This is a genomic window from Sporomusa acidovorans, from assembly GCF_900101845.1.
GTDB lineage: Bacteria > Bacillota > Negativicutes > Sporomusales > Sporomusaceae > Sporomusa > Sporomusa acidovorans.
In genome coordinates, this window is the sequence record NZ_FNAM01000038.1 from 1 (window position 1) to 26,292 (window position 26,292).

General features: G+C 46.4%; 25 protein-coding genes and 1 pseudogene. 21 read left to right on the top strand and 5 right to left on the bottom strand.

What is annotated here, in order from left to right; genetic code table 11:
* Positions 1–359: 359 nt before the first annotated feature.
* Complete coding sequence (locus BLR65_RS20995) at positions 360–575, bottom strand: hypothetical protein (RefSeq protein WP_093796141.1); 216 nt, start codon at positions 573–575, stop codon at positions 360–362.
* Between the two features lie 609 nt (positions 576–1,184).
* Here BLR65_RS20995 and BLR65_RS21005 point away from each other — a divergent pair.
* The 3 genes from BLR65_RS21005 to BLR65_RS21015 all read left to right on the top strand — a co-directional run bounded on the left by BLR65_RS21005 (position 1,185) and on the right by BLR65_RS21015 (position 4,435).
* Positions 1,185–1,883 carry a Panacea domain-containing protein gene (locus BLR65_RS21005; protein WP_169717054.1) on the top strand — a complete coding sequence of 233 codons (699 nt, stop codon included), beginning with the start codon at positions 1,185–1,187 and terminating at the stop codon, positions 1,881–1,883.
* On the top strand, positions 1,883–2,374 hold the full coding sequence (locus tag BLR65_RS21010; protein WP_093796144.1) for a PIN domain-containing protein: 492 nt from the start codon (positions 1,883–1,885) through the stop codon (positions 2,372–2,374). Before BLR65_RS21005 ends, BLR65_RS21010 begins: the two co-directional genes overlap by 1 nt.
* Positions 2,375–3,118: 744 nt before the next feature.
* Positions 3,119–4,435 carry an amino acid permease gene (locus BLR65_RS21015; protein WP_093796192.1) on the top strand — a complete coding sequence of 439 codons (1,317 nt, stop codon included), beginning with the start codon at positions 3,119–3,121 and terminating at the stop codon, positions 4,433–4,435.
* Between the two features lie 399 nt (positions 4,436–4,834).
* Here the strand turns inward: BLR65_RS21015 and BLR65_RS21020 are convergent, their stop codons facing one another.
* On the bottom strand, positions 4,835–5,827 hold the full coding sequence (locus BLR65_RS21020) for an extracellular solute-binding protein (protein ID WP_093796145.1): 993 nt from the start codon (positions 5,825–5,827) through the stop codon (positions 4,835–4,837).
* Between the two features lie 249 nt (positions 5,828–6,076).
* Here BLR65_RS21020 and corA point away from each other — a divergent pair, with 249 nt between their 5' ends.
* On the top strand, positions 6,077–7,150 hold the full coding sequence (gene corA / locus BLR65_RS21025) for a magnesium/cobalt transporter CorA (protein ID WP_245692962.1): 1,074 nt from the start codon (positions 6,077–6,079) through the stop codon (positions 7,148–7,150).
* A 100-nt stretch (positions 7,151–7,250) separates the two neighbouring features.
* Here corA and BLR65_RS21030 read toward each other — a convergent pair whose 3' ends face one another.
* Positions 7,251–9,125, bottom strand: a complete 1,875-nt coding sequence (locus BLR65_RS21030; RefSeq protein WP_093796147.1) for a sigma 54-interacting transcriptional regulator — start codon at positions 9,123–9,125, stop codon at positions 7,251–7,253.
* A 347-nt stretch (positions 9,126–9,472) separates the two neighbouring features.
* Here BLR65_RS21030 and BLR65_RS21035 point away from each other — a divergent pair, with 347 nt between their 5' ends.
* From BLR65_RS21035 to BLR65_RS21095, 13 genes are all read left to right on the top strand, one after another.
* A complete protein-coding gene (locus BLR65_RS21035; protein WP_093796148.1) occupies positions 9,473–10,501 on the top strand; it encodes a threonine aldolase family protein in 1,029 nt (342 codons plus the stop codon).
* Positions 10,502–10,529: 28 nt separating this feature from the next.
* Complete coding sequence (locus tag BLR65_RS21040) at positions 10,530–11,732, top strand: dicarboxylate/amino acid:cation symporter (RefSeq protein ID WP_093796149.1); 1,203 nt, start codon at positions 10,530–10,532, stop codon at positions 11,730–11,732.
* A gap of 181 nt (positions 11,733–11,913) precedes the next feature.
* Positions 11,914–13,089: a M24 family metallopeptidase gene (locus tag BLR65_RS21045; RefSeq protein ID WP_169717055.1), complete on the top strand. Its 1,176-nt coding sequence runs from the start codon at positions 11,914–11,916 to the stop codon at positions 13,087–13,089.
* Positions 13,090–13,411: 322 nt separating this feature from the next.
* Positions 13,412–14,284 carry a Flp pilus assembly protein CpaB gene (gene cpaB, locus BLR65_RS21050; protein ID WP_093796151.1) on the top strand — a complete coding sequence of 291 codons (873 nt, stop codon included), beginning with the start codon at positions 13,412–13,414 and terminating at the stop codon, positions 14,282–14,284.
* Positions 14,285–14,331: 47 nt separating this feature from the next.
* Entirely contained in the window at positions 14,332–15,561 is a 1,230-nt protein-coding gene (locus BLR65_RS21055; RefSeq protein WP_093796152.1) for a type II and III secretion system protein family protein, read from the top strand.
* Positions 15,562–15,567: 6 nt separating this feature from the next.
* Positions 15,568–16,785, top strand: coding sequence for a CpaE/TadZ family protein (locus BLR65_RS21060; RefSeq protein WP_093796153.1), 1,218 nt, complete (start codon positions 15,568–15,570; stop codon positions 16,783–16,785).
* A 15-nt stretch (positions 16,786–16,800) separates the two neighbouring features.
* Positions 16,801–17,778 (top strand): type II secretion system F family protein, encoded by a 978-nt coding sequence (locus BLR65_RS21065; RefSeq protein WP_093796154.1) that lies wholly within the window; start codon positions 16,801–16,803, stop codon positions 17,776–17,778.
* 114 nt (positions 17,779–17,892) lie between these two features.
* Positions 17,893–19,023, top strand: coding sequence for a sensor histidine kinase (locus BLR65_RS21070; RefSeq protein ID WP_093796155.1), 1,131 nt, complete (start codon positions 17,893–17,895; stop codon positions 19,021–19,023).
* Positions 19,024–19,230: 207 nt separating this feature from the next.
* Positions 19,231–19,407, top strand: a complete 177-nt coding sequence (locus BLR65_RS21075) for a Flp family type IVb pilin (protein ID WP_093796156.1) — start codon at positions 19,231–19,233, stop codon at positions 19,405–19,407.
* Positions 19,408–19,500: 93 nt separating this feature from the next.
* Entirely contained in the window at positions 19,501–19,917 is a 417-nt protein-coding gene (locus tag BLR65_RS21080) for a TadE/TadG family type IV pilus assembly protein (protein WP_211285277.1), read from the top strand.
* Complete coding sequence (locus tag BLR65_RS21085; RefSeq protein WP_093796158.1) at positions 19,914–20,834, top strand: pilus assembly protein TadG-related protein; 921 nt, start codon at positions 19,914–19,916, stop codon at positions 20,832–20,834. Before BLR65_RS21080 ends, BLR65_RS21085 begins: the two co-directional genes overlap by 4 nt.
* Positions 20,835–20,859: 25 nt before the next feature.
* Positions 20,860–22,230, top strand: coding sequence for a TadA family conjugal transfer-associated ATPase (locus tag BLR65_RS21090; RefSeq protein ID WP_093796159.1), 1,371 nt, complete (start codon positions 20,860–20,862; stop codon positions 22,228–22,230).
* A gap of 26 nt (positions 22,231–22,256) precedes the next feature.
* Positions 22,257–23,180 carry a type II secretion system F family protein gene (locus tag BLR65_RS21095; protein WP_093796160.1) on the top strand — a complete coding sequence of 308 codons (924 nt, stop codon included), beginning with the start codon at positions 22,257–22,259 and terminating at the stop codon, positions 23,178–23,180.
* Between the two features lie 123 nt (positions 23,181–23,303).
* Here the strand turns inward: BLR65_RS21095 and BLR65_RS21100 are convergent, their stop codons facing one another.
* A complete protein-coding gene (locus BLR65_RS21100) occupies positions 23,304–23,666 on the bottom strand; it encodes a hypothetical protein (protein WP_093796161.1) in 363 nt (120 codons plus the stop codon).
* A 225-nt stretch (positions 23,667–23,891) separates the two neighbouring features.
* On the opposite strand from BLR65_RS21100, the gene BLR65_RS21105 reads away from it, so the two are divergent.
* A complete protein-coding gene (locus BLR65_RS21105; protein ID WP_093796162.1) occupies positions 23,892–24,812 on the top strand; it encodes a LysR family transcriptional regulator in 921 nt (306 codons plus the stop codon).
* A 220-nt stretch (positions 24,813–25,032) separates the two neighbouring features.
* On the opposite strand, the gene ppnP is transcribed toward BLR65_RS21105, so the two are convergent.
* Positions 25,033–25,353, bottom strand: a complete 321-nt coding sequence (ppnP, locus tag BLR65_RS21110; protein ID WP_093796163.1) for a pyrimidine/purine nucleoside phosphorylase — start codon at positions 25,351–25,353, stop codon at positions 25,033–25,035.
* 127 nt (positions 25,354–25,480) lie between these two features.
* On the opposite strand from ppnP, the pseudogene BLR65_RS31860 reads away from it, so the two are divergent.
* From BLR65_RS31860 to BLR65_RS21120, 3 genes and pseudogenes are all read left to right on the top strand, one after another.
* Positions 25,481–25,543: pseudogene (locus BLR65_RS31860) on the top strand (zinc-ribbon domain-containing protein); the annotation flags it as partial.
* A 3-nt stretch (positions 25,544–25,546) separates the two neighbouring features.
* Positions 25,547–25,849, top strand: coding sequence for a hypothetical protein (locus tag BLR65_RS21115; RefSeq protein WP_245692963.1), 303 nt, complete (start codon positions 25,547–25,549; stop codon positions 25,847–25,849).
* A gap of 55 nt (positions 25,850–25,904) precedes the next feature.
* Complete coding sequence (locus tag BLR65_RS21120) at positions 25,905–26,243, top strand: DUF192 domain-containing protein (protein WP_093796165.1); 339 nt, start codon at positions 25,905–25,907, stop codon at positions 26,241–26,243.
* Positions 26,244–26,292: the final 49 nt, after the last annotated feature.

The following is a 26,292-nucleotide window of genomic DNA, read 5'->3' on the forward strand; positions in this document are numbered from 1 at the left end:
GCCATTATCGGCAGAGTATAACGGTGCAAAGGGTGCTTCATCAATCTGGCTGAAAACGTGTTCGTAAAATATGGGAGCCCAACTGGCCATTAAGCGTTTTTGTTGACTGGGGTGTAAATGCTGGAAGTCATCAAACAAGCGTTCCTGAAGGTGTGAATTATTTTTGCGAAACATTTATATTCGCTCACTTTCAAATATCGTTATGTTTATAATAATAATATTCGACTTCAAGCAGAAAATCCCTGTTCGCAATACCTACAAAACCTTATTTCATAAGGGCTTTAGGTCATTTTCTCTCGGCAACTGATACCCCTGTGCAGGGGGAGTTTTCGCAGTAGAATCATTAATTACGTTTTGCATTAAAGTCGGGTATCATTCTGAGAAGACGGCATGGATTTGATTATTTGCTTTTTTATTTCTCCATAATAGTAATCAGGCCACTCGCCTTCCCATGGATCGCCTAGTTTTTTTAATTTACTAAAGAATAAGGTGCTAGTGGTTAGGAGTGATGCAAACTTTGCAAAATCCATATACCTCCATATTTTAGCATCTTCAATTTGATCTCTTAAATTCATATTATTTGCCCCTTTACTGTTTTAGGAGAGAATTCGACTTTTCAGTACAAAAGCCTGTTTTTAAAAGTATATATTTAAACTATAAGGCAAAAAAATACCGCCTATTTGGCGGCGTAGCACCGCCTTGCCGTGTGGGGAGGCGGTTTTTGTTTGTTACCTATCCGAAATCTCAGTTTCATGTACGGATAAAGAGTAGGAGATAGTTTAATTTATCGTGACAGAGGAATGTATTAAATTGAAGCATATAGTTAATATTTTTGTTTTACCAATACCTTAAATCATGCGATAATATAAATAAGAATAGAAAATGGTATATGTCTACCATGCGTAGACTAATTTATAAAATGTACATAAGTATACATAAAAAACAAAAATATCTGTGGATAATTTTACTGTTTTATCTGGATAGATTACATAATAACAGTTATTTATTACAAAATAAGGAATCACAATTAAAAACTGTTAATAATATTGTGGATAATTTGGAAGGTATTTCCATTTTGTTGTAGAATATAAATATAAAATCTGTAAAATCTGGAAAAGCTATAACGTTACCTATTGATGCATAGAACTATCCGAAAAATATCATGTATAAAGGGCGGTGACAATATGGCTAAGCTTTATAGGATGGATGAGGCGTTGGTAAAAATAACAATATTTGATGTGGCTAATTACTTTATTTCTTTAGCTAACCTGAGTTCAATATTCATAACTCATTTAAAAATACAAAAATTGTGCTATTACGCGCAGGCTGCACATTTGGTCAATTATTATAATCCTTTATTCAATGAAGAATTTCAAGCTTGGAAGCATGGCCCGGTGTGCCCAGATATGTATAACTATTATAAGTCTTATGGATTTACTCCAATAACATCAATTAGTATGCCTTTACCGGAATTTGATGATAGTCACATAGATTCAATGCGAAGTGTTTGGGATAAATATGGTAGCCTTGATGCTAAAGAGTTAGAACGTATTACACACTTAGATGCTCCGTGGAAAGATGCATGGAGCTCACGAATCAGTAATGATGTTGGGCAGGAAGTTATTTCATTACAGTCTATGCAGGTTTTTTATCAAAAGAAAGACAATATCGGGGGTGCTAATATGCCCAACACAGCATTTAAGATGGATAGCTGTATTAGTATGATAACCGGGGGCAAAATTCCTGCAACATTCAAAGATCGAGCGGATGCTTTTACTCCTGAGCAATTGGCCATTCATTGTTCATCGCTTGCTTCTAAAAAAGGGTTGTCTAGAGAAAAAATTAGAGCTCGTATGGCGGAAATTAGGAGACAAAATGCCTAATGGATGTAGTAGTTGATGCGAATATTATTGTGGAGTGGTTGTTTTTTCAAGATAGGTATGCCGGAGATATAATTAATCTAAATAAAAGGGCTCAGTTGCGTATACTTATGTCCGACCAGATAAGAAAAGATTGGTCTGCAGGATTTTGCCATGGATACAAAGAAATTTTTGATCCAAACGATCCAAATTCGAATAACTTACTTTATAGATCGGTAGATGGTTTTACCAGAATATTGTCATATACCTATAAAGTAGATATTACCGATAACGGTAAGTATTCAATAGATCCAGGCGATGATAAATATGTGCAGTGCGCAATTGAACACGGTGCAGAATATATTATATCGTGTGATGGAGACCACCTAAACGCCTTGCATGAAAAGTACAAAAATTGTAATGGCATTAAGATTAAAATATTATCGCCATATCAATTTCTAAATGTATTCAAACTTATAAATAGTAAATTTAAAATTAGTAACTTTCAAAGATAGCTCTCTAGTAAATTAGAGAGTTATCTTTTTCGGTAATTGATACTCTTATTCTGGCGCATCGAAATTATTTTCCCATCCATTCTCTCTTTACAAAGGTAGATGGTTTATGGAGCGGTAAAATAGGCCCCTGGTGTGCGTCGGGGCTGGTTTTATTACTGGGGACATTCTGGGGACAGAATGCCTGCTTGACTGCGTATTTTATGCCGATGTATGCACGATTGCAAAAGAAAAAGCCCCGTAAAATGAGGGGCCAAGCAATGTATTCCTATCTATTCTACATACCTTTTAATTTATAAGGATTTGGAATTATGTCTGAGTGGTTGACTTTTTCTTTACAGGCTTGTTGATAGGCTACCTATAAGGATTTGAAATACCATGCTCATAATTATGTCTTGCTCGACGATAACATAGTTGATAAGCTACCTATGAGGATTTGAAATCATAAGAATCGCGGCCACAGCGGCCACGGTAACGCTGTTGATAGGCTATCTATAAGGATTTGAATCCTATTTCTTGAATATCCAAGTGTACCTGTAACCTTAAGGTTTATGGTGTCAAAGGGTGGCTAAAAAGGGGAGGCAACTCATGTTGGAGCGGAAAAAATAAATTTACCATTGCTAGGAAAAAAGAATGTGATATAATCAATCCGAAAGCATTTTTTGTTTACTACTGGAGGAATGATAGTTGGAGGAGCAGGATACCGAGAGACAATTACACCGTGGGCTTAAAAACCGCCATTTGCAGATGATCGCCCTGGGAGGCATTATTGGCAGTGGTTATTTTTTAGGGAGCGGCTATGTGATTGGCAAGGCCGGCCCGGCGTCGGTACTGGCCTATTTGTTGGGTGGTCTGATTGTTTATGCCGTTATGGTATGTTTGGGTGAACTGGCTGTGGCCCGGCCAATTGCCGGGTCGTTTATCAGTTACACCCGTGACTATATATCGCCGGCCTGGGCGTGCGGTGTGGGCTGGTGCTACTGGCTGACCTGGGTAACTTATGTTCCATCGGAAATGATTGCCGCCGGAATTATTATGAACGGCTTTTTTCCGGTAATCAGCCCGATGTGGTGGGCAGTGCTGTTTGGGTTGGCCATAACCTTTATCAATTTATCCAGAGTCAACCTGTTTGGCGAAATGGAATTTTGGCTGGCTCTGTTCAAAATTGCTGCTTTACTGATGTTTTGCGGTTTGGCGATCCTGATTTTTTTCGGCATTATTGGCGGCGGGGAGTTCCTCGGAACAAGTGTCTTGTTATCCAGCGGTGGGTTTGCCCCTGATGGTTACTGGACCGTGCTGCTGACAATGGTCATTATTCTTGTTAACTTCCAGGGTTCGGAAATCATCGGGCTGGCGGCTGCTGAAAGCAAAGAGCCGGCCAAAACCATTCCTGCTACTATTAGACAGATTACGGTGCGGATTATTTCGCTCTATATTCTTCCCATGCTGCTGTTGGTTACGATTTTTCCCTGGGACAAAGCCAGCCTGGAGAAAAGCGTGTTTGCAGCGGCGCTGAGTACTTATGGTCTTGACTGGGCAGGTGCTATTTTTTCTTTTGTTATTTTGACTGCCGCTATTTCCTGTTCGAATTCGGGTTTGTACGGCTGCACTCGTGCCATGTATGCGCTGGCCCAGGAGGGAATGGCTCCCGCCTTTTTAGGACGCCTCAACAGTCAGGGAGTACCGCAGAACGCAACGGCATTGTCCATTTTAGTGTGCTGGTTGGGAGTGGTATTGTATACCCTTGACCAGGACCAACGGATCTATACCTACCTGTTGGCGTTGTCTGGCTTTACCGGTGCCATTGCCTGGATCTCAATTTGCTGGAGCCAGTACAATTTCCGGAAACAGCTTAGTCCTGCTCAGGTTAAAGCATTGAAATATAAAGTGCCGTTTTTCCCTTATATTACCCAGTTTGGAATCTGGGTGCAAATTGCCTGTCTGATTTTTGTCGTATTTACCGAAGAACTGAGGACTTGTTTGTACCTTGGGGTGCCGCTGCTGGTTTTGCCGATTGTTATTTACCGGCTGGCAGCGGTGCGCAAGGAAGCGGTTGCCGAGTAAAATTTTTTGATCTTCCTCTGAGAAAACAAAACATGTCGGGAGAGAAAACTCTTTCCTGACATGTTTTGTTTCATTATATATCTGGATATGAACTAATCAGAAACAGGTTGAACTACGCGGGAGGGGATATAATTTATTCTATCTAACACTAAGTTTACGGTTTCTTGTACAGTAAGACTGGATGTATCAATTATTGGATCTGCTAATCCATCGTAAATGTGCCGGGATGCAATTGCTCGACGGATTCTTGTTTAACATGTTAGACAAGGTAGATTTTCCAACTCCATTAGGTCCATAAATAAAAATCAACTTTTTCATTACTTATGCCTTCCTATATCTGAGTATATATGGATAGGACAGCACCTTTTACTGTGTACCAATGTTCGCGGCTGCCTAGTATTAGTTTTTCATATTGAGTGGTTTTACGATATCTTTTAATTCTGCCGGAATGGAGGGCAGTTCGTGGGAACGCACCCGCGGATTCATAGAAATAAAGCCGGCATCATTTAGGTATTTCTGTCCATCGGTCAAAAGAAAGTGCATAAATTGCAGCGCTTCTTGGGCGTGGGGCGCATTGTTTACCAGCGTCAGGCCATAAATAATGGGCTGGCCGTGTACCTGCTCCGTGCTGCCGGGAGTTTTGCCGGTTAACGTCAGTTTTGCCTGCTTGTAGTAGCTTGTATAATCTGAGGATGAAAAATCCAACTGAGCTGGCAGGGTAATATAGCGGTAGCCGCCTTGTTTGGCGGAGGATTCGTAAAAAAAGAAATAGTCCAGTTCGCCCTTATTCAGCATGGCCTGAATGGTTTTTCCGTCGTTGACGATATTATCCGGGGGAAAATTATTGATCAGCTTTTGATACAAGCCTGGTTTATGATAATATTTTTCGGCTAATTGCAGAGTCAGGACTGCGCGGTAGCCGCCGGGATCCAGGTTCGGATCGGTATGACCATACCGGACATCCGGTCTAGACAAGATATCATACCAATTATTGGCGGTAATTTCGTCAGCATATTTGCTTTTATCGGTAAAGGCCACCACCGTTTTATTGCGGGCAAAAAATATATTAAACTTTGCATATTCGGGCATCAGCAGCTTATCGATCGTTTCATAATCGGCAGAAGCGACAATATCGCACGGTCTTTTAAGTTCTGTTACTTTACGGGCGGCTTCCCGGCTGCCGCCGCCTTCCAGTGTGATTTTGATACCCGGATGGGCCTGCTTGTATGCTTTGGCGGCTTTTTGGAACGGCCCGCTCAGGCTGCCGGCGTGAAAGACGATAACCTCCGTCAATGCGTCATTTTGGTTTTCCGCAGCCTGGCTTGGCTGTTCCAGCCCGATACATGCCAGGCAGAGAAAAAGACCGATTATTTTCATTATTATACGACCCATTATTAGTGTCTCCTCCTTTTGTCTATATACTAATGAACATAATTAAACAAAAATGAACTTATTCCTTCCTGAATTTTTGTTTATATTTGGTTTTGTTTATATTTGAAAAATATTTTAACGTGGCAAAACTGGAAATGATGAATTCTGAATGTGGAATGTCATCCTGTATGAATTTATGAGGTATAATGGTAGTAAGATATTACTTAGGCCTGCCGGGAAAAGGCTTTTCAACATGCTTTTGCGAGGTGCATGATGCGTACATATACAAGAAATTTATCCTCTAAGGTTGGTTTGCCGCCAGGCACGTTGGTGCATGTGGGCGGCACACGCGGCGACAAGGCTTATATTCAGGTTATTAGTTATGACGGCGAAACCTATAATGAACAAAAGAATATGGATGCGTCTCATTTAGAAAAGCCTGTAGCAGCGCAAGGGGTTACATGGATACGGGTCCAGGGGCTTAACGCCGAAGTCGTCGAGAAAATTGGCCGGCAGTTTGCCATACACCCGCTGGTCCTGGAAGATATTCTGCACACCAATCAGCGACCGAAGCTTGTGGATTACGGGGATTATCTGTGTGTCATTGTCAAATCGTTAACCGTTGCCTCCGCGGCAGCCGGTTATGAGGCCGAACAGGTCAGTCTCATTCTTGGCTCCAATTATGTAATCTCATTTGCCGAAAACCCTCCCGGTGAAAGGGACGTGTCAGCCGCTGTCTATGATCGTGTCCACGGTGGAAGCGGTAAAATCTGCCGGTTGGGAGCCGATTATTTGTTTTATGCTTTGCTTGACAGCATTGTGGATCATTATTTTTTGGTTTTGGAACATCTGGGAGAGAAAATTGAAGTGCTGGAAGGACAGATCGTCAGCCAGCCGCATGCCGAACTCTTGCAGGAACTGCATGAAATTAAGCATGACATGCTGTTTATACGGAAATCGGTATGGCCTATGCGGGAGTTAGTCAGTGTGCTGGAGCGGGGAGAATCGTCTTTTATTAACCAGCAGACAATTATATATTTGCGGGATATCTATGATCATGTGATTCAAGTTATTGAAACCGTAGAGATTTACCGGGATATGTTATCAGGTATGCTCGATATTTATCTGTCCAGTGTGAGCAACCGGATGAGTGAAGTCATGAAGATGCTGACAATTATTTCGACTATTTTTATCCCGCTTACTTTTATTGCCGGGGTTTACGGCATGAACTTTACTCATATGCCGGAACTGGAGTGGGAATACGGCTATCCGCTGGTCCTGGCGGCCATGCTGCTGATCAGCCTGTTGATGGTACGTTATTTTCGAAAAAAACAGTGGCTGTAAAAACTGGGCCGGTAACGCCAACAGAGCCGTGAGCAAACATGATGTTTGCTCACGGCTCTGTTCATCAATTAATGATAATCTGATTTGCGAGCAGGCTTGGTCATAGCATGTATTTCTTCTGCCATCGCCATAATGTGCTGCGATGAACACCCAGCATGGCCGCGGCTTTTTCTTTGCTGCCGCCGGCTAGTGTAAGGGTTTCTATAATCTGTTCGCGTGAGATGGTTGTCTTTTGTTCGTTTACAGGGGGATGCCTGTTTGGGGTTAATGGCTCATTTTCTTTTAAGAGGTTTTTAATATCGCCGGCGTCAATGGTTGTGACGGGTGACAAGGTGATGGACAGCCGTTCCATCAGGTTTTGGAGTTCGCGGATATTTCCCGGCCAGGAATAATTGCGTAATGCGTCGGCGGCCGATTGGCTCAAGGCTGGTTTATTGTCGATAAAGTTTTTTTCCAGAAAGCCCAGGGCCAGGGCGGGGATATCTTCCGGCCGTTCTCGCAGCGGCGGTATATTGAGCCTGAGAACGTTCAACCGAAAGAATAAATCTTTACGAAACTTGTTTTGGGCGGCCAACAGGGCTAAGTCCCGGTTGGATGCCGCGATTATTCTGATATCAACAGGAATAACCTTGCTGCTTCCCAGGCGAATTACTTTTTTTTCTTGTAAAACCCTTAACAACCGGCCTTGGAGAACCAGCGGTATTTCACTGATTTCATCAAGAAAAATGGTTCCATGGTGGGCAAGCTCAAATAAGCCGGGCTTGCCCGTTTTTCTGGCCCCCGTAAAAGCTCCTTCATTATACCCGAATAGTTCGCTTTCCAAGATGCCTTCCGGCAAAGAAGCGCAGTTTACTCCCACAAAGGGGCCGTTTTTCCTATTGCTGGCATTATGAATTCCCTGCGCAAACATTTCCTTGCCGACACCTGATTCACCGGTAATTAGCAGGGTTGAATCTGTAGCGGAAAACTTCTTGGCGCAATCAATCGTTGTTTTGATTAGGGGGCTTTCGCCTTTGATGTCGGCCAGGGAGTAGCTGGCATACCACCCTTTGGCGAAAAAATTATTTCTGATTTTAGATTCAGCTTCCTGGATACTGCTAATATTCTGCAGGGTAGCCACCGCGCCGACCACCTCTTTATCCAGAATGATCGGAATCCGGTTATAGAGAACATTGGTTGAGCCGAGAGCAGTAATATCATGCAAGTACTCTTTGCCCGTCAATAAAACATCGGTTAGGTTTTCCAAGCCGGGGAATACATCCTGCACAGATTTTTTCAGGTAGCCGTTATGATAGGGCAGCCACTGCAGGACGGCACGATTCGCCAATGTGATTTTTCCCTGCTTGTCGATAGCTACATAACCATCGCGCGTATGATCCAAAATAGCCCGGACTTCTTCCGCTCTTTGCCTTTCTTTTAACAAAGTGTCCAATAAGTTTTTTGCCTCTAGATAGGCCTGGCATATTGCCTTTGGGCCTGATTGTAACAAAACAAATTTCATATTATATTCGGCAGCGACCTGGCATTGCAATTTACCGCCGATAATAACATCAATGCCTTTTTGCTTCAACTGTACTATTTTTTCCCGTATTTCTCTTTGATCATGAATATAGACTTGTTCTATGTCGATTTTGAGCAGCGGGTTTAATACGGCAAGCCCGTTTAATAAATTTTCGAAGCCGATGACAGCAATGGATCCTCCCAGCCCGCTGGCCCGCAGGATGGCATCGGCAATGTCTTCAAAGGTTATCGGGATTTCGACCACCGGAATTTGCAGGTTGTTGCTGATCGATAAGGCGGCGCCACCCCGGGATATAATGACTTTTGCCCCCTGCTGGATTAAAAGTCTGGCACTTTGAATGCCGAGGTCGCTGCCGCTGACTTCGATGGCGACATCATCCCCGTATTGTTTGAATATAGTTACCGCAATTTCCACCATCTCGCTATTGGGTGCGACATAGCCGATTTGCTTCATAAGATGCACATCCTTTTTAGCGTGTATGTAACGAAAGGCCGGCCGGCAAAAAATGCCGGGACTTATTATCTATAGTACCACGCTTTGCCCGGTCATTGAACCGTGGACTGTAAAAAAATGTTGCATTTTATGTTGCGAAACGTTTCTTGCAACATAAAATGCAACGCGTCGAAAAAGTAGGGCCGGCTATTTGCTTTAAAAGCAAGCGCAACGTAACGGTGGCTGCCTGGTCAGGCAGTAAAGACGCATAATGGCCGGCCGGCTGCGGGCTGCTCCAATTCGATTGGCATGAATATTGCTAATACATTAAGCAAAATCATACACCTGTGAAATGGAGGCTGCAACACATGGAGATTGTTGACCTGCGCAGTGACACTGTCACCAAACCGACTGCCGCTATGCGCCAGGCTATGTTTGAGGCAGAAGTGGGAGACGATGGCTACGGGGAAGATCCGACAGTTCAGGAACTGGAGAAGCTGGCTGCGCAAATGACCGGAAAAGAGGCCGGATTGTTTGTAACCAGCGGGACCCAGGGAAATCAACTGGCGGTTATGGTTCATGCAGGCAAATGCAGTGAGGTTATTTGCGAAGCTACTGCCCATATGTTTGGCTCGGAAACGGGGGGGATGGCGGCGCTGACCGGCGCACAGCCATATCCGGTGATTGCCCCGGACGGCAAATTGACGCCGGAACTTATTGAGCCGGCTATCCGCAAGAAAAAGATGAATGTTCCCAGCACATCCTTAATTGCTGTTGAAAATACGCATAATTCAGCCGGCGGTGTGTACTATACACCGCCGGAACTGGCGGCGATAAAAGAAGTGGCTACGCAGTACGCCCTGCCGGTTCATATGGATGGAGCCAGGATTTTTAACGCGGCCGTGGCCCAGAATATACCGGTGGCTGACTTGGCCCGGTATGCGGATTCTATGCAAATGTGCCTGTCGAAAGGTCTGTGCGCTCCGGTCGGGTCTGTTTTAGTGGGAAGTGCCGATTTCATCCGGCAGGCACGCCGCTATCGCCGTTTGCTGGGCGGCGGCATGCGGCAGGTGGGAATCATTGCGGCTGCCGGCATAGTAGCCTTAAAAACCATGGTGTCCCGTCTTAGTGAAGATCATGCTCACGCCCGGTTGTTAGGCGAGGCGGTTGCGGCAACAAAGCTGAACACTGATCTTGCCAAAGTTCAGACCAATATTGTTATGGCCGATGTTTCGCCACTCGGTATGCAGGCGGCACAGTTTGTGGAAATACTGCGGGAGCATAACATTCGGGCAAGTGAATATGGCAAGTATAAGGTGCGTATGGTTACTCACCATGACGTGTCGGCCGATCAAATTCAATACGCGATAAAGGTTCTAAAAAAAATAGCCGGTTGATGCAGTAACTTAGTGAGGAGGCGTTGGTTTGTTTAGCTGGTATACAAAGATGAAATTGACGAACAAAATATTTCTGGCCATGCTGATAGGGTCTTTGCTCGGAATTGTAGCCGGACCGCTGGCGACCCAGTTGGAATGGATCGGCAACATATGGCTTAACCTGATTAAGATGATGGTCATTCCGCTGGTTATTTTCACAATGGTACAGGGCATTGCCAGTATGGACAACCCCAAAACGCTCGGGCGCATTTGGCTCAGGGCGACACTCTATTATTTGGTCACGACGATCATTGCCGTGCTGATTGGCATTGTGACAACAACCATTCTTAAGCCGGGACTCGGATTCGTGTTCGAGAAGGGCGCTAAGGTGGCGGATGTGCCCAAACTAGTTGATTTAAAAGGCTTTATGGTAAGTCTATTTTCCGATAACATTTTTGTCTCTTTTACCAAAGGTGATATTGTACAGGTTTTAATTGTTGCCATCATTATCGGCATCGCCATCGTAAAAATGCCTGCTGAGAAAAGTGGGCCGGTTAAAGCCTGGTTTTCGTCAATGAATAACGTAGTTATGGCAGTAATCGGCCTTATTATGGACTTAGCGCCGATCGGGGTCTTTTGCTTGATGGCGGCGGCCCTTGGCAAATATGGCATCGGTTTTTTGGGGACTATGTCCAAGCTAATCGGTACTTACTATTTGGCGGCAATCATACAACTTTTTGGCGTTTATCTTCTGACCGTGTGGATCTTTACCAGGATGACGCCGTTTGACTTTATGAGAAGGACTTCGAATACCTGGATTTTCACATTAAGCACGTGCAGCAGCGCGGCGGCGATTCCCATCAGCCTGCAGGTTGCCAAGGAGGAATTGGCGGTATCGAAGGATGTAGCTGATTTTATTGTCCCCTATGGAACACAGATGAATCATGACGGCAACGCAATTTTGATTGGTACCGTGTTGATTTTCTGTGCGCAGGCGATAGGAATTGATTTTTCCATTGCGCATCTGGTCCAGATGGTGCTTCTGGGTGTTATTTTATCGGCGGGCGGCGGCGGAATACCTTCCAGTGGGATCGTTAAGCTGATGATTGTAGCGCAGGCGTTTAGCATGCCTTTGGAAATTATTGTTATGGTAGGTGCCTTTTACCGTCTGTTTGATATGGCTGTTACAACCATGAACTGCTTAGGCGATTTGGCAGGTACAATCATCGTCGATAAAATGGAAAAAGTATAGATTATTTACGTTTCGAAGGATTTGCCGGGAGGCAAATCCTTTTTATCTGCTTATTCGCTTGCAAGTAAAAGCAGATTTATTCATTACTGTAAAGGATTTTGCATGACAGCAGCCAATATAAGAGAAATTATAGTTTTATATATATATAACCTGAAGTATGTGGCTGGAGGGAGGCTGGCGAGTGGTGCAGAATATTGGCAGAGAAAAGCCGTCCTATTATGCCGGTGATGAACTGCATGCTGTCAAGCAGGCAAAAATTCAACAGGCGCTGGAAGATCATAAGCTGGAAGGAATTGTATTGATCAAACCGGAAGCAGTTCGCTATGCTACCGACTTTTATGTCAAGGGATACAGGCCTTTTTGTGAACCGGAATATTTGGCTTTTATTCCGAGAGGCCGCAAGGCGGTTGTGGGATATACATCCGGCAGCGATCAATATCGAATTCAAATCCGGTCTGACATAGAAGACCACCGCAAGCTTCCCGGCATTGAGAACTGGGCAAAAGAATTGATAACAATTTTAAGGGATTATAAGGTAACAACAGGCCGTATCGGTGCAGACCTGTTGCCGTTTAATCTCCAGCAAGCGATCCTTAATGAGCTGCCTGATTTGGAATTTGTGGATTTGGCGGATATTTGGAATGATCTGACGGTGGTCAAACATCCTGTGGAAATTGAGTGTCTGAGGAAAGCCGTTGAAATAACGGAAATTGGGCTTCAAGCGGCACTTACGTGTATTAGGGCGGGTGTCCGGGAATATGAAGTTGCGGCCTGGGCCGAGTATGCTATGCGCAAAAACGGCAGTGAAATGACGCCGTTTATTACCAATGTTGCTTCCGGCGTGAACAGCGCAATTTTCGAACGGATTTCTACAGATAAGATTATTCGTGAAGGTGAAATGGTTATTCTTGATTTAGGCTGTGTCTGGAAGGGGTATACCGGCGATCTGGGACGTACTGTATGTATGGGTGAGCCGACACGCGAACAGAAGAACATTTACCGGGTTACCTATCTTGCTTTACAGGAAGCCATCAACGCGGTAAGGCCTGGAGCAACCTGTGGAGAAATTGATGCGGCGGCAAGAAGCGTAATTAAAGACGAAGGTTATGAGAAGTATGAGCATAAGTTCGCGACCGGTCATCAGTTGGGGTATGGACTGCACGGCTCGCCCAGCATTAACCGTAATGTGAAAGATATATTGCGGCCGGGTATGATCATAGCTATTGAGCCGCGGGTCACTATCTATGACAATCCGGCAATTGGCGGCGCTCATCTGGAGGACGTTGTGCTGGTTACCGAGACGGGCTGCGAAAAAATCAGCAAGCTGGGTTATGACAAAAACCTGCTATCAAATTAGAACGGAATTTGGCTATATACCACTAGCTTTATAGCTATAGTTAAATCTGAGTAGTTACTGAAGTAGCAGATGAGGACAGGGCAGTGTGGAAACTTTGGGTTTCCGCACTGCCCTGTCTTAGGTTTAGAAAGATAAGGGCAGCACCTTACCGGCAGTGATAAGTGGGAGGAAAGTCCTAACCAGTGGCCGCCGCTTGACCTAAGTCCTAAAGAAAAATAGGAAAATCTCCTCGCTGGTTTTTGCACGGGTTTACGTATAAAATTAAAGCATAGAAACTATATAGTTTTTCTTTTAAACGGCCGCACACGGCAGGAGGGACAAAATGATCAGGTTTTCCAATAAAGGACTTTTGCTGCTGGCAGTGATTTTAAGTTTACTGACAACCGCACTTGTGTACAGCTATTTAAAGAAAACCAGCGGCAGTCTGTCTGGCGGTACGGTAGCGGTAGTAGTCGCCAAGGCGGATATTGCCGCCAGGACAAGAATCACACCCGAGATGGTACAGACGGTTCAGGTTCCGGCCCCTTACTTGCAGCCAGGCGGTGTGCAGGAATTACAGGAGGTTATTGGCATGGTTGCCAAAGAACCGATTGTAGCCGGTGAACAGATAACCGTCAGACGGTTGATCGGTGAAGGCAGGTCGGCCGGGTTTACCGGCATGATTCCAACGGATAAACGGGCCATGACCATTGGCGTTAATGAAGTAACCGGCGTAGCCGGCTTTGTTAAAGCCGGGGATTATGTGGATGTAGTCGTAACCTTTGAAAAAAATACGATTGGCGAAAATGTCAGTCGCTTAGTATTGCAAAATGTCCTGGTATTGGCTGCCAACCGGGAAACCGAAGGAGGAACCGTCGAAGCAACTAATACCAGTTCCAAAGATAAAAAGGAGATTAGTAAAACAGCTACCGTTACTTTGGCTGTAACACCTGATGAGGCAACAAAACTGACTCTGTCGGAAGATAAGGGCAAAGTGCGCCTGGTGCTTAGGCCGTTTATGCAGAATACCGGTATTGACATAGCCGCGCCGATTACTCCCCCGGATATTGTCGGGTTACAACATTTACCCGATCACGCGCCGAAGACTGGTGACAAAGTACCGGTTTCTCCGCCATCTGCGCCGGCACCGGCTAAAAAGTCCGGCGGTATACAAATGATTCGAGGCACAAAAACCGAGGTTATTGCTGTCAATTAACATTACGTGTCTGTGATCCAAAGCTGGCAGAAAGGCAGGAGTTTTCAATGGATAAGTGGAAGGTAGTTGTTGCAGTTGTTGTTATAATTGCCGGCATGGTGGCTACTGGCATGGTGGCAGGCGCGGAAGAGAAAATGGCGGTGGCCGTTAATCAGTCTCGGGTTTTAAATTTTAGCGCTGTCGAAAAAGTTGCTATTGCCAATCCGGAAATTGCCGATGTAGTGGTTGTGTCCGGCCTGGAAGTGCTGCTTATTGGCAAAGCTCCGGGAATGACAACTCTGCATGTGTGGTCCCGGGGGGGACGGTACAGTTATTTGGTGGAAGTTGGGGCAGCGGATATCACCATTGCCAATGATATCAAAAATATTTTGGGGTTAGCTGATATTACGGTAAGCAAAGTGAATAAAACCGTTATTCTGGAAGGGACAGTCAATGACCAGTACCAAAAAAGCCGGGCCGAAAAAGTGGCGTCAGCCTATGCCGAAAAGGTGGTCAACCTGCTGGAAATAACCCGGCCGGTGCAGGTACGCATTGAGGCCAGGGTGGTTGAAATTAACCGGGAAGCAGCGAAAAGTTTCGGTATTAAATGGTCTGGCGACAGTATTGGCACAGCAGGTAACTTTTCTTTTGGCCAGTCATCCGTAAACTCGCTGGCGCCAAAAGCTTTTGGCAATTTGGGTACCTACAGCCCGGTCAACGCGCAACTGGATGCCCTTGTAAAAAATGGCTTGGCCAAGATCCTGTCTCAGCCCAATATGATTACGCTGAGCGGTGATAAGGCCAATATTATGGTCGGTGGTCAAATCCCCGTACCGGTGGGACTCAGCGACGGCCGGATTTCAATAGAATGGAAGGACTACGGCATAAAGCTGGACATTGCGCCGGAAGTAAATGCCGACAAACTGATACAGAGCAAGATAAAAGCCGAAGTGAGTACGCTCGACTGGACAGACGAACATAAAATTGAACTGGGGTTAGGCATGAAGATTCCGCCGATAAAAATTCGCAAAGCCGAAACGGCGATTGCGTTGTCCTCCGGGCAGACAATGGCGATTGGCGGTCTGATTTCCAGCGAAGTGACAAAAGATGTGTATAAGGTTCCGTTATTAGGGGATATTCCGGTTATCGGCAACCTGTTTAAGAGCACGGCCTTTAGCCGGGGCGAGACGGAGGTTATTATTTTTATTACACCCACTCTTGTCAATCCGGATGAGTATATTCCGGCGCAATCCCAGGATATGAGAGATTTTGCTAAAGAAAACCCATTTAGGGGGTAAGGCTTGATGAGTGAAAAAATAAAAATTTTTATTGCCGACGATATTGCTGCCACCCGGGAAAATGTATGCAAGCTGCTGGCGTTTGAATCAGATATGGTAGTTGTCGGTCAGGCTGAATCGGGTGCTGAGGCTGTGGCCAAGGTAAGAACAATGCATCCTGATGTTGTTTTGATGGATATCAACATGCCGGGAATGGATGGAATAGCGGCTACGGAGCAAATTGCCGCCGAGGTTCCCGGTGCCTGTATCCTGATAATGAGTGTGCAGGGCGAGCAGGAATATCTGCGGCGGGCTATGGTTGCCGGGGCAAAAGATTATTTAATTAAACCCTTTAGCGGCGATGAACTGATTCAGGCTATTAAGCAGGGATTTGCCAACGAAAAAAAACGCCGCAATGTGCTAAAATTTGAGCCGAAGCAAGAAGTGCGCGGCAAAGTTGTTACCGTATTCAGTACCAAAGGCGGTATTGGCAAGACCACCATTGCAACAAACTTGGCGGTAGCGCTGGCCGAGAAAACCGGTACTCAGGTTGGAATTGTAGACGCCGACCTGCAATTCGGCGATGTGGCCTTGTTTTTAAATCTTGTACCCCGGGCTACCATTGCCGATTTGGTGCGGGATATTGACAACCTTGATGCCCATGTGCTGGAAGGCTATTTGGCTCAGTTCAGAAATTCTGTCAAATTATTGCCTGCTCCGGTTCGCCCGGAACAGGCGGAAACGGTAACAGCCGGCCATTTGTCCACTATCCTTAAAACGATGCGTTCCAGCTTTAACTATACGATTATTGACACGGCACCTACTTTTTCCGACAGTATGCTGGCTGTGCTTGATGCTTCGGATATTATCCTGGTAGTGGCTGCGCTGGATTTGCCCACAATAAAAAATGTTAAACTGTGTTTGGAAATTATGGAGTCGCTGAATTACGGGCAAGATAAGGTTAAGGTGGTACTCAACCGGGCCGATACGGATGCCGATATTAATCTGGGTGATGTGGAGGCAAGTCTTAGGTATAAGTTTTCTGCCGCAATTCCCAGTGATGGCAAAATTGTAGTTGCTTCTGTCAATAAGGGCGTACCCTTTGTCGTGAGCCATCCGGCAGCGCCGGTCGCGCACAGCCTGTTTGAGTTAGCCCGGCTGGTGGCCGACAGCGACTGGCAACCCCAGGAACAAAAGCAGTTGGTTACCGGGGTTGTCGGCAGGTTTAAACGTTTATTCGGCTAGTGAAGGGATGGTCATATGCTGCTTATCATCGGGGTGGCATTATTTTTCAACCTGGTGGTTGTGTGTCTGCTTATCTTCCGCTGGCGAAGCCATAAGAAACAGGCTGTTAGCCTGCGTATGGATCAGTATCTTGCACCGGATGCCCCGTATGCCGCAAAGACTGATGACAGGTCTGAGGGCATGCGCCGGCTTAGCGGCTGGCGGTCGGTTGTTAGATGGCTGGGCGGCCAGATTGCCATGTCTGACGGGTCATGGTCCAAACGAATGGAACATCGCCTTATTCAGGCCGGATTGCCGCTTAAAAGCCAGGAGTTTTTAGTTATCTGTCTGGGAAGTTCCCTGGCTATCGGCTGCGTGCTAATGCTAAAAAATGGTTTGCCCGGTGCCTTGCTAGGGGGAATTTGCGGCTATGGACTGCCTTTTGTCTATCTCAAAATAAAAATTAAGCGGCGGGCCAAAGCCTTCAATGATCAACTGGGGGATACGCTGATTCTGATTGCTAATGCCCTGAGAACAGGTTATAGTTTTATGCAGGCTATCGAGATGGTAGCCCGGGAAATGTTGCCGCCCATTGCGGTGGAGTTTGCCCGGACGCTGAAAGAGATGAATTTGGGCGTGCCGACAGAAGAAGCCATGCTGAATATGGCAAGAAGGGTAGACAGTGACGATCTTGATCTGGTGATTACCGCCGTATTAATACAGCGGCAGGTGGGCGGTAATCTGGCAGAGGTACTTGACAGCATTGCGACGACTATTCGTGAACGGATACGAATTAAAGGCGAAATAAAAACACTGACTGCTCAGGGGCGGATGTCGGGAGTTATTGTCAGCTTGTTGCCCATAGCCCTGCTATTTGCCCTGAAGGTTATCAATCCCGGTTATATTGACTTGCTGTTTACTCATCCGTTCGGTCAGACGATGCTGGGAGCTGCGGTTTTGGGGCAGATTATGGGAATTGTGGTTATTCAAAAAATCGTTAATATTGAAATATGACAAACAAGCAGAGGGGGAATTTACTTCTACCCTCTGTTGGTGCATGATTAGCAGGAGTTGCGGTTAGTATGGCGAATCTGCTTTATAGCATGTAAAAGCAAGAGTGGTGAATGAATGAAAAACCTGGATGTAAAAGTACTGGATAAGATTGTTAAGACGACCATTGCTACCGTTGAAAAGAGTAAATCGCAAATATTTGATATATATGAAGCCGCTAAAAATGAAATGGAAAATGTTAAGAAGGATGTTGAGCGCAGCAAACAGGAGACGGCCGATGTTATTTTTAAGGTCGACGAACTGGAAAAGAAGGAGCGCCGGTCCCGTCTGCGACTGATGGAAGTCAGCCGCAACTTTCGGAACTATGCCGAAGAGGATATCAAAGCTGCCTATGAAGATACCAGTAATGTGCAGCTTGAACTGGCAATGGCCAGACTGCAGGAACAAAATTTGCGCCGGCAGCGCGATGAGCTGGAACTTCGGCTTAAGGCGCTTAAGAATACTGTGGAGAAGGCCGAGAGCCTGGTATCCCAAGTCGGCGCCGTGCTAGGTTATCTGGGCAATCAAATGGGGTCGGTTGTGACGCAGATTGAAACGCTGCAGGCCAGCCAGGTTTTTGGCGCTAAAATTATCCGGGCTCAGGAAGAGGAACGGCGGCGTGTCGCCCGCGAGATTCACGACGGACCGGCTCAGGCAATGGCTAATATTGTTTTTCGGGCAGAGGTATGTGAACGCCTGGTTGATGTGGATATTGACCGGGCTAAAAATGAGCTTAAAGATTTAAGAGAACAAGTGCGGGTTGCGCTTAGGGAAACCCGGACAATTATTTTTGATTTAAGACCGATGACCCTTGATGACCTGGGATTGGTGCCTACCCTCAGACGGGTGCTGGAAACCATGAAGGAACGCTGCTATATTTTTCCTGAGATTAAGATACTGGGTGAGGAAAAACGCTTGGACACCCATATTGAGATTGGTCTGTTCCGGATTATTCAGGAGGCGCTTAATAATGTTGAAAAACATTCCAAAGCAGCTACGGTATGGGTTCGTATCGATTTTCGTCCCAGTGTGGTTTCGGCGGTTATTGAGGATGACGGGCAAGGATTTGATACAGGCAGTGCCGCCGGGAACGAGAGTTTTGGCTTAATGGGTATGCGGGAACGCATCAATCTGTTGGGGGGTGAGCTCACGATAAAATCGGAGGTAGGTAAAGGCACCCGGGTTTTTGTCACGGTACCGCTCAAATAATAGGAGCAGCGGCCTGTACTAGGACTTTTGCCTTTCTCGCTTTTGGGACCAGGCACCTACCGAAAGACGGCGAAGAATAAGCCTGGATGCCTACAGCAATTGAGACTGAAGGACGATGTTGCCATGCTGTCTTGTTGGTATAATGAAATCAGAATCAGACGAGATTAGCTACTGCAAATAAAAGCGAAATAATAGGAGGTATGGCAAATGTTAAAGATGTACTGGCAGGCTTTTAGAGCTCGTTACCTCAATGAAAAGGGACAAGGTATGGTAGAGTACGGACTTATTCTGGCGCTAGTAGCCGTATTGGCAATGGGGGCTTTTACCAACGTGGGCAATGCTATTATTACTAAGCTTACCGAAGTTGTCACCGCACTGAAATAACTGGAAGCAAGTCTGGCGCACTTATATATCGCGTTTATAATCCTCCTGGCTATAGAGCGCAGGAGGATTGCCTTTAAGAGGGGGGGAGTGCGGGTGATCATTAGGCGCTACCTGAATAACAAGCGCGGTCAGGCAATTGTCGAGACGGCCGTCGTGTTGCCGATTGTTGTATTACTTTTATTTTCCATTGTAGAATTCGGCCAGATACTGAATCAGTACTTAGTGATTACGGCAGCCGCGCGTGAAGGTGCCCGTGCTGCCGCTGTGAGCAATGATGCCGGGGCGCAAACCGCCGTTGTGGATTCTGTTGCCAGTATTAATAATGACGGATTGGCGGTCAGCATTACTTATCCTGAGGGGAAACGGGAGCAGGGGAAGTCGGTAACGGTTACAGTCAGTAAACCGCTGCAAGTTACTACGCCGATTATCCGGGAACTGATTGAGCAGGCTTTTGCGCCAGACCTGCCGGTAATTATCGCACAATCGGTCATGCGGGTGGAGCAGCCATGAAAAAAGTCATAAGCAACCAGCGGGGTTCGGTCACAGTGCTGACAGCGGCAGCGTTTACGATGTTGCTTGGTTTTGCGGCCCTTGTGATTGATGTCGGTTTTTTGTATATAAACCGCGCAGAACTTGTTAATATGGTTGATGCGGCAGCCCTTGCCGGGGCACAGGATTTGCCCAATAACAGAGTGCAAGCTGAAATAAGCGGCAGGATATATGCCGCGCAAAATGGCCGTTCAACAGACCAAGTGGTTGTTGCCGTTCCTTCTAATAAAGCTGTCACTGTCACCGCCAGGAGGACAATCGAGCTCAATTTTGCCAGAATTCTCGGTATTGCCACAGCGAATGTGCGGGCGGAGGCCGCTGCTGTTTTGCGGCCGGCCAGTGGGGTTATCGGAGTAGTGCCGTTCGGGGTTGTCCGGCAGGATTTTATTTATGGACAGACTTATGACCTCAAGGTGGGAGCCGGTGACGGCTATACCGGCAACTATGACGCTTTAGCTTTAGGCGGCACCGGGTCGCGTACTTATACCGACAATATTAAATATGGCTATGATGCCAAGCTGTCTGTCGGGCAATGGGTATCCACGGAAACGGGCAATATGTCCGGCGGCACCACGGAAGGTGTGAGCTACCGTATTAATGCCGATCAGGCGGCAACCTATAACACGGTAGAGCAAGGGTCGCCCAGGATTATAGTTGTGCCCCTGATTGAAACCATTGCCAATGATACAGGCAGGCATGATGTGAAAATTGTTGGTTTCGCCGGTTTCTTTTTGGAAGGCGTGGGTGGCGCCGGTAATCTTAACAGTGTCAGTGGAAAATTTATGCGGCTGGTTATAGCCGGGGACACGTCGGGCACGGCTCCCGACTATGGTGTTTATAGCGCTTCCCTCGTTCCTTATGACTCAGTTGCTCAATAAAAAATAAAGTGCGGGGAGGGACACAATGTCACTGTTAAAACGGCTGGAGGCTGCGCAGAATCCTAAAGAACAGATGGTTAAGGGCGCAGAAAAGCCTAAGGCGGCTCCGATTCTTAGAAGTGATCCCTATCAGGAATTAAAGGTAAAAATACATAAAAAAATAATTGAAGAAATGAGCCAGGAAGAGAGCCGGGCGCTTATTGACAAAGAAACGGATATCAAAACTCTGGAGGATATCGTAGCCCGTATTGCCAATGCCGCGATGGAGGAGGAGGCCGTTCCGGTTCCCCGCGGCGAGCGTTCACGGATTATTACCGACATCGTTGATGAAGTGCTGGGCTATGGCCCGATTGACTCCTTGTTGAAGGATGATTCAATTTCCGAAGTTATGGTCAACAGTGCCAGGCAGGTGTATGTGGAGCGCAAAGGTAAGCTGGTTTTGACAGATGTACGGTTTCGGGATGATGCTCATGTTATGCATGTCATCGAGAAAATCGTTGCGCCGATCGGACGGCGGATTGATGAGAGTTCGCCGATGGTTGATGCCAGGCTGCCGGATGGCTCGCGGGTTAATGCTATTATCCCCCCTCTGGCCCTGAAGGGCCCTTGCCTAACGATTCGAAAGTTTGCCAAAAATCCGTTAACAGTAGACGACTTGATAAGCTTCGGTACGCTTACATTGGAAATGGCGGCTTTTATGCGAGCCTGCGTTGAGGGAAAGTTGAATATAGTGGTGTCAGGCGGAACCGGCTCAGGCAAGACAACTACGCTCAATATTCTTTCATCTTTTATTCCCCATGACGAGCGGATTGTTACCATTGAGGATGCGGCCGAACTGCAGTTGCGGCAGGAACATGTCGTTACCCTGGAGACCCGGCCGGCCAATGTTGAGGGTAAAGGGGCAGTCACGATGCGTGATCTGGTACGGAACAGCCTCCGAATGCGGCCTGACCGGATTGTTGTCGGCGAAGTCAGGAGTGGGGAAGCGCTTGATATGCTGCAGGCCATGAATACCGGACATGACGGTTCGCTCACTACCGGCCATGCCAATTCGCCGCGTGATATGCTCAGCCGGTTGGAGACCATGGTGCTGATGGCCGGCATGGATTTGCCGGTCAGAGCCATCAGGGAACAGATTGCCTCTGCCGTAGATCTGATCCTCCAGCAGTCGCGCCTGCAGGACGGCAGCCGCCGGATTACCCACCTGACGGAAGTGCAGGGTATGGAAGGCGATGTGGTTACTTTGCAGGATATATTTGTCTTTGATCAGACCGGGAGGGACGCAAACGGAAAAATTGCCGGCCATTTTAAGCCGACAGGAATCCGGCCTAAATTTTTGGAGAAACTAGCGGCTAACGGTATACAATTGCCGAATGAGACTTTCTGGCCCAAGTAAAGGAGTTGTTCGGGGAGGAGAGGAAAATGCTTATTGCCATTGTCATGCTAACCTTCGTAACCGTGCTCGTTGTCCTGTATCTGGCGCTGCACGCCTTTATTCCCGTAACCGGCTCGGTGGATATGCGGCTTAAATCCTTGGACAGTATGGTAGCCGGGCGGACTGATGTTGAGGATGAACTGGCAAAACCGTTCAAACAGCGTGTTTTGGCACCGCTTACTGGTGATGCGGCAGCTATTCTGACAAAATTCACACCCCGGGCAGTGCGGGCTGCCATGGAGCAAAAGCTTATTATGGCGGGTGGCTTTGGTAAACTGACCAGTGGCGAGTTTTTGGGAGTGATGGGTTTCTTAGCTTTGGCGCTGCCGGTTATTGCCGGTCTGCTGGGTGTTTTAGCCGGAACAGCCGGCAGTAAAGTGATTGGCTATATGCTGGTTGCATTTCTGGTTAGTCAACTGTTGCCGTTTTTGCTTCTCAATCAAAAGATCGCGAAACGCAAGCGCAGTATCCAAAAAGATTTGCCGGATGTGCTGGATCTCCTAACTGTCAGTGTGGAAGCAGGCTTAGGGTTTGACGGAGCGCTGGCCAAGCTGGCGGAAAAGATGAAAGGGGCGTTGGTCGACGAATTTAACCGGGTGCTGCAAGAAATTCGCATGGGTATCGCCAGGCGTGATGCGCTTGCGGCTATGGGGATGCGGTGTGAGGTGCCGGATCTTTCCTTGTTTACCACTTCCCTGGTACAGGCCGACCAGTTAGGGGTCAGCATCGGCAATGTACTTAGGGTGCAGTCCGCGGCTATGCGGGAAAAACGCCGGCGACGGGCTGAAGAAAAGGCTATGAAGGCGCCGATTAAAATGCTGCTGCCGCTTATACTATTTATCTTCCCCTCTTTATTTGTCGTTCTTTTGGGACCGGCCGTTATTCAGATGTTTGCCAGTTTTCTTAAGTAAGCTTTCGGGGCAGTTGCCCTGATGTAAGCAGAAGGCCATAAAAAGACCGCTTTGTCAACTTGCAGGACAAAGCGGTCTTTGGTATGAGCAAGTACCGGTAATGGGGAGACTGTCGAAAAAATTTTAGCCAAGGGTTGTAATATCCGTTTCTTTGTCACTCCATTGGGCGGCATTTACCACAGCAATCGCATCGTCAAGCTTATGGGAAAAGAACGGCATTGTTGCCATATGACCATGGTGTTTTACGCTAATTGACAGATCCTTATTGCCTTTCAGAAATTGGGTAGCAGTTAACATAACATTGCCTTTTTCCGCTGTAAGGCATTGCGCGGCCTCGTAATTGACCAGTTGTTCGGAACGCTTAACCTTGAATCCCTGTTGTTCAAGCGTGCGCTGGCATTCATCCAGCTCCATGCTGATTGTTTTCCGGATATTACCGGCATGTTCTTTATAAAGAAAATCCAATAGATTTTTTATTAAAGACATTATGCTCACTCCTTCTAAGTAGCTGCCTGAATTTCAGTCTGTACAACTATTTATGGTTTTATTATAGACGCAGATTAATTATATGTAAAATATATAGTAGTGATATTTACTATACATAAAATAGATAGTAAAATAGCAATAAGTAATTATATATGTATGCCCCTTTTGCCAACACACCACCCGCCTGCAAAATTCTTAGTACGTTGTATATAGAAGGGAGATATCATGGAAATCGTTCATCTCCAGTATTTTATTGCCGTGGCCCGCCACCGGAGCTTCAGCCGGGCAGCCGCGGCGTCACATGTTTCCCAGTCGGTCATCAGTAAACTGGTAAAAGATCTGGAACAGGAACTGGGGGTTCTGTTGCTAAACCGCAACGCTAAAAAAGTTACGTTAACTGAGGCCGGCACTATTTTTTTGGCTGAAGCCGATAAGGTTGTAACGTTGTTTAATAATCTGACCAGTGATTTTGAGAATCGATGCAAGCTACCGCGGGGAAAAATCAGAATTGGTCTGCCGCTTATGACGGAGGCCGTATTGTTCGCTCAGTTACTGGGGAACTTCCGCAAGAAATATCCGGAAATTGAAACCGAATTATATGAATTTGGCTCCAAGAAAATAGAATTGGCTATTCAGGAGGGGCTGCTGGACATCGGCATTATCTGCTGCCTGCCGGGCAGCCCGGGCCTCTATGATTCTTTTTTATTCTCGCATGAGCCACTCAAGGTAGTGGTTCATCCCGGTCATGCCCTGGCCAAATTAAAACAGGTCAGTCTTGCTGATTTGTCGCAGGAATCGTTTATTTTATCGAGTCAGGATTTTAGTTTGCATGACGAGATAATTAAAAAATGCAATCAAGCTGGGTTTCAGCCGAAAGTTGCTTTGGAAACCTCGCAACGGGAGCTGATGGTTCAAACAGTTGCCGTTAACCTGGGGATTGCTCTGATACCGCAAAATATTTGTGAACGGCTGAGTACGGAACTTGTCCGGACAATCCCGCTGGTAAACCCGGAAATTATTCATAATATGTCAGTCATTTGGAAAAAAGGGCGTGCGCTTTCCTATCCGGCCAAACTATTTATAGAGTTCGTTCAGGCCTATTTATTAAGTGAGCAGACGCAACCCCCATTCGAGAAGCCGGTTTAGCGGCGTGCCTGTTCGGGCTGCCTCCTACCATTTGCCGGGTGGAGGCTGTCAGGCGATTTATTTGCGTTGTTACCTGTTCCGCCTGTTTTCAAACTCCTCGGCGGTTGGGATAGTAGCAAATACTCCCCGGCCGTCTGGCTGTTTGTAAAACAAAACGGACAATAGAAAGAACTTCTATTGTCCGCCTGTTGAGGTAATTGCACATTTTGGCAATGTTTGGCTATTTATTTGCGTCATAGGAACAGCAGTAATCGGCCACAACCGATACTTTAAGTTTGAATCGGGATTCGGCCGGAACCTGGAAGCTGTCGCCTGAACGATAGGTAAGCCAGTCAGTATGACCTGGCAGCAATACGGTCATTTCACCTGCCAGAATTTCCATAGTTTCGGCTGCCGCAGTGCCAAACTCATACTCGCCGGGAAGCATGATGCCGAGGGTTTTTTGGCTGCCATCCGGGAAAATTACAGTGCGGCTGGTTACTTTTCCGTCAAAGTATATATTGGCTTTTTTTACGACAGATACATGGTCAAATTGTTTCATCCATTCAAACCTCCTGACTAAAGAGTTATAATTGTAATTATAATTGATTTTGCTGGCTTAGTAAATTGGTCTAGAGTAAATAAATGGGAACACTAGAAAAGAAAAGAAGTTTGTGAGAGGAACCGTCATGTATTGTGATTTCTGTGGGAAGCGACTGACCGATAATGTGAAGTTTTGCCGGCATTGCGGGCAAATGTTAAGAAATAAAACGGATGATACCAAACCGTTGCCTGTGGTTACTGAAAGTATGCTGGCAAATAGGCACATGGAGCAAAATTCCTTTCTCCGCTGGCTTAAGCTGCCTTTGCTCAAAAAGAACCAAGCAGGCAGCGTTCGCCTTTGGAGCAAAATATACCAGATAGCTTCCTGCGTAACGCTGATTATGGTAGTTTTTATTTTGGCAACCTTTACGACAATTAAGGAATATCAGATACTAACAACTATAGCAGGCAGCTTATTGGCGATCTATAGCTGGCAAAAGGGGAAGATCAGATAGCCGGACAGCAGCGACATTAATTTACATAAATCGGGAAGGAACAGTGGGAGGAGCTATGCGAATTGTTAATGTAACCAGGCAACAGGTATTAGGTGATTGCGTCAAAGTTGCAGATAGTTTTCTGGCGCGTCTGGTCGGGCTGCTTGCCACCTCCAGTTTGCCTACAGGTGCGGGACTTTTGATTAAACCCTGCAATAGTGTTCATACACTGGGAATGCGCTATCCAATTGATGTAATTTTTGTAAATGAAGCACACCGGGTGCTCAAGATTGTTGCCGGGTTAAAGTCCGGCCGTATGTCGGCTCAGCCGGGGGCGCGGTATGTGATTGAACTGCCCGCGGGAACGATAGCGCTTACCGATACGCAACCGGGTGATCAACTGGAATTGCAATAACTCAATTAAAGTAATTGCCGGCAGGGTGGAAGGATTTTTTGCCGGCATA

Coding starts and splice junctions, on each gene's coding strand:
- BLR65_RS21005 (WP_169717054.1), top strand. CDS start 1,185: ATGGCTAAGCTTTATAGGATGGATGAGGCGTTGGTAAAAATAACAATA.
- BLR65_RS21100 (WP_093796161.1), bottom strand. CDS start 23,666: ATGTCTTTAATAAAAAATCTATTGGATTTTCTTTATAAAGAACATGCC.
- BLR65_RS21115 (WP_245692963.1), top strand. CDS start 25,547: ATGTTAAGAAATAAAACGGATGATACCAAACCGTTGCCTGTGGTTACT.
- BLR65_RS21085 (WP_093796158.1), top strand. CDS start 19,914: ATGAAAAAAGTCATAAGCAACCAGCGGGGTTCGGTCACAGTGCTGACA.
- cpaB (WP_093796151.1), top strand. CDS start 13,412: ATGATCAGGTTTTCCAATAAAGGACTTTTGCTGCTGGCAGTGATTTTA.
- BLR65_RS21020 (WP_093796145.1), bottom strand. CDS start 5,827: ATGGGTCGTATAATAATGAAAATAATCGGTCTTTTTCTCTGCCTGGCA.
- BLR65_RS21010 (WP_093796144.1), top strand. CDS start 1,883: ATGGATGTAGTAGTTGATGCGAATATTATTGTGGAGTGGTTGTTTTTT.
- BLR65_RS21035 (WP_093796148.1), top strand. CDS start 9,473: ATGGAGATTGTTGACCTGCGCAGTGACACTGTCACCAAACCGACTGCC.
- BLR65_RS21105 (WP_093796162.1), top strand. CDS start 23,892: ATGGAAATCGTTCATCTCCAGTATTTTATTGCCGTGGCCCGCCACCGG.
- BLR65_RS21070 (WP_093796155.1), top strand. CDS start 17,893: ATGAAAAACCTGGATGTAAAAGTACTGGATAAGATTGTTAAGACGACC.
- BLR65_RS21060 (WP_093796153.1), top strand. CDS start 15,568: ATGAGTGAAAAAATAAAAATTTTTATTGCCGACGATATTGCTGCCACC.
- ppnP (WP_093796163.1), bottom strand. CDS start 25,353: ATGAAACAATTTGACCATGTATCTGTCGTAAAAAAAGCCAATATATAC.
- BLR65_RS21015 (WP_093796192.1), top strand. CDS start 3,119: ATGATCGCCCTGGGAGGCATTATTGGCAGTGGTTATTTTTTAGGGAGC.
- BLR65_RS20995 (WP_093796141.1), bottom strand. CDS start 575: ATGAATTTAAGAGATCAAATTGAAGATGCTAAAATATGGAGGTATATG.
- BLR65_RS21075 (WP_093796156.1), top strand. CDS start 19,231: ATGTTAAAGATGTACTGGCAGGCTTTTAGAGCTCGTTACCTCAATGAA.
- BLR65_RS21090 (WP_093796159.1), top strand. CDS start 20,860: ATGTCACTGTTAAAACGGCTGGAGGCTGCGCAGAATCCTAAAGAACAG.
- BLR65_RS21095 (WP_093796160.1), top strand. CDS start 22,257: ATGCTTATTGCCATTGTCATGCTAACCTTCGTAACCGTGCTCGTTGTC.
- BLR65_RS21065 (WP_093796154.1), top strand. CDS start 16,801: ATGCTGCTTATCATCGGGGTGGCATTATTTTTCAACCTGGTGGTTGTG.
- BLR65_RS21030 (WP_093796147.1), bottom strand. CDS start 9,125: ATGAAGCAAATCGGCTATGTCGCACCCAATAGCGAGATGGTGGAAATT.
- BLR65_RS21120 (WP_093796165.1), top strand. CDS start 25,905: ATGCGAATTGTTAATGTAACCAGGCAACAGGTATTAGGTGATTGCGTC.
- BLR65_RS21055 (WP_093796152.1), top strand. CDS start 14,332: ATGGATAAGTGGAAGGTAGTTGTTGCAGTTGTTGTTATAATTGCCGGC.
- corA (WP_245692962.1), top strand. CDS start 6,077: ATGATGCGTACATATACAAGAAATTTATCCTCTAAGGTTGGTTTGCCG.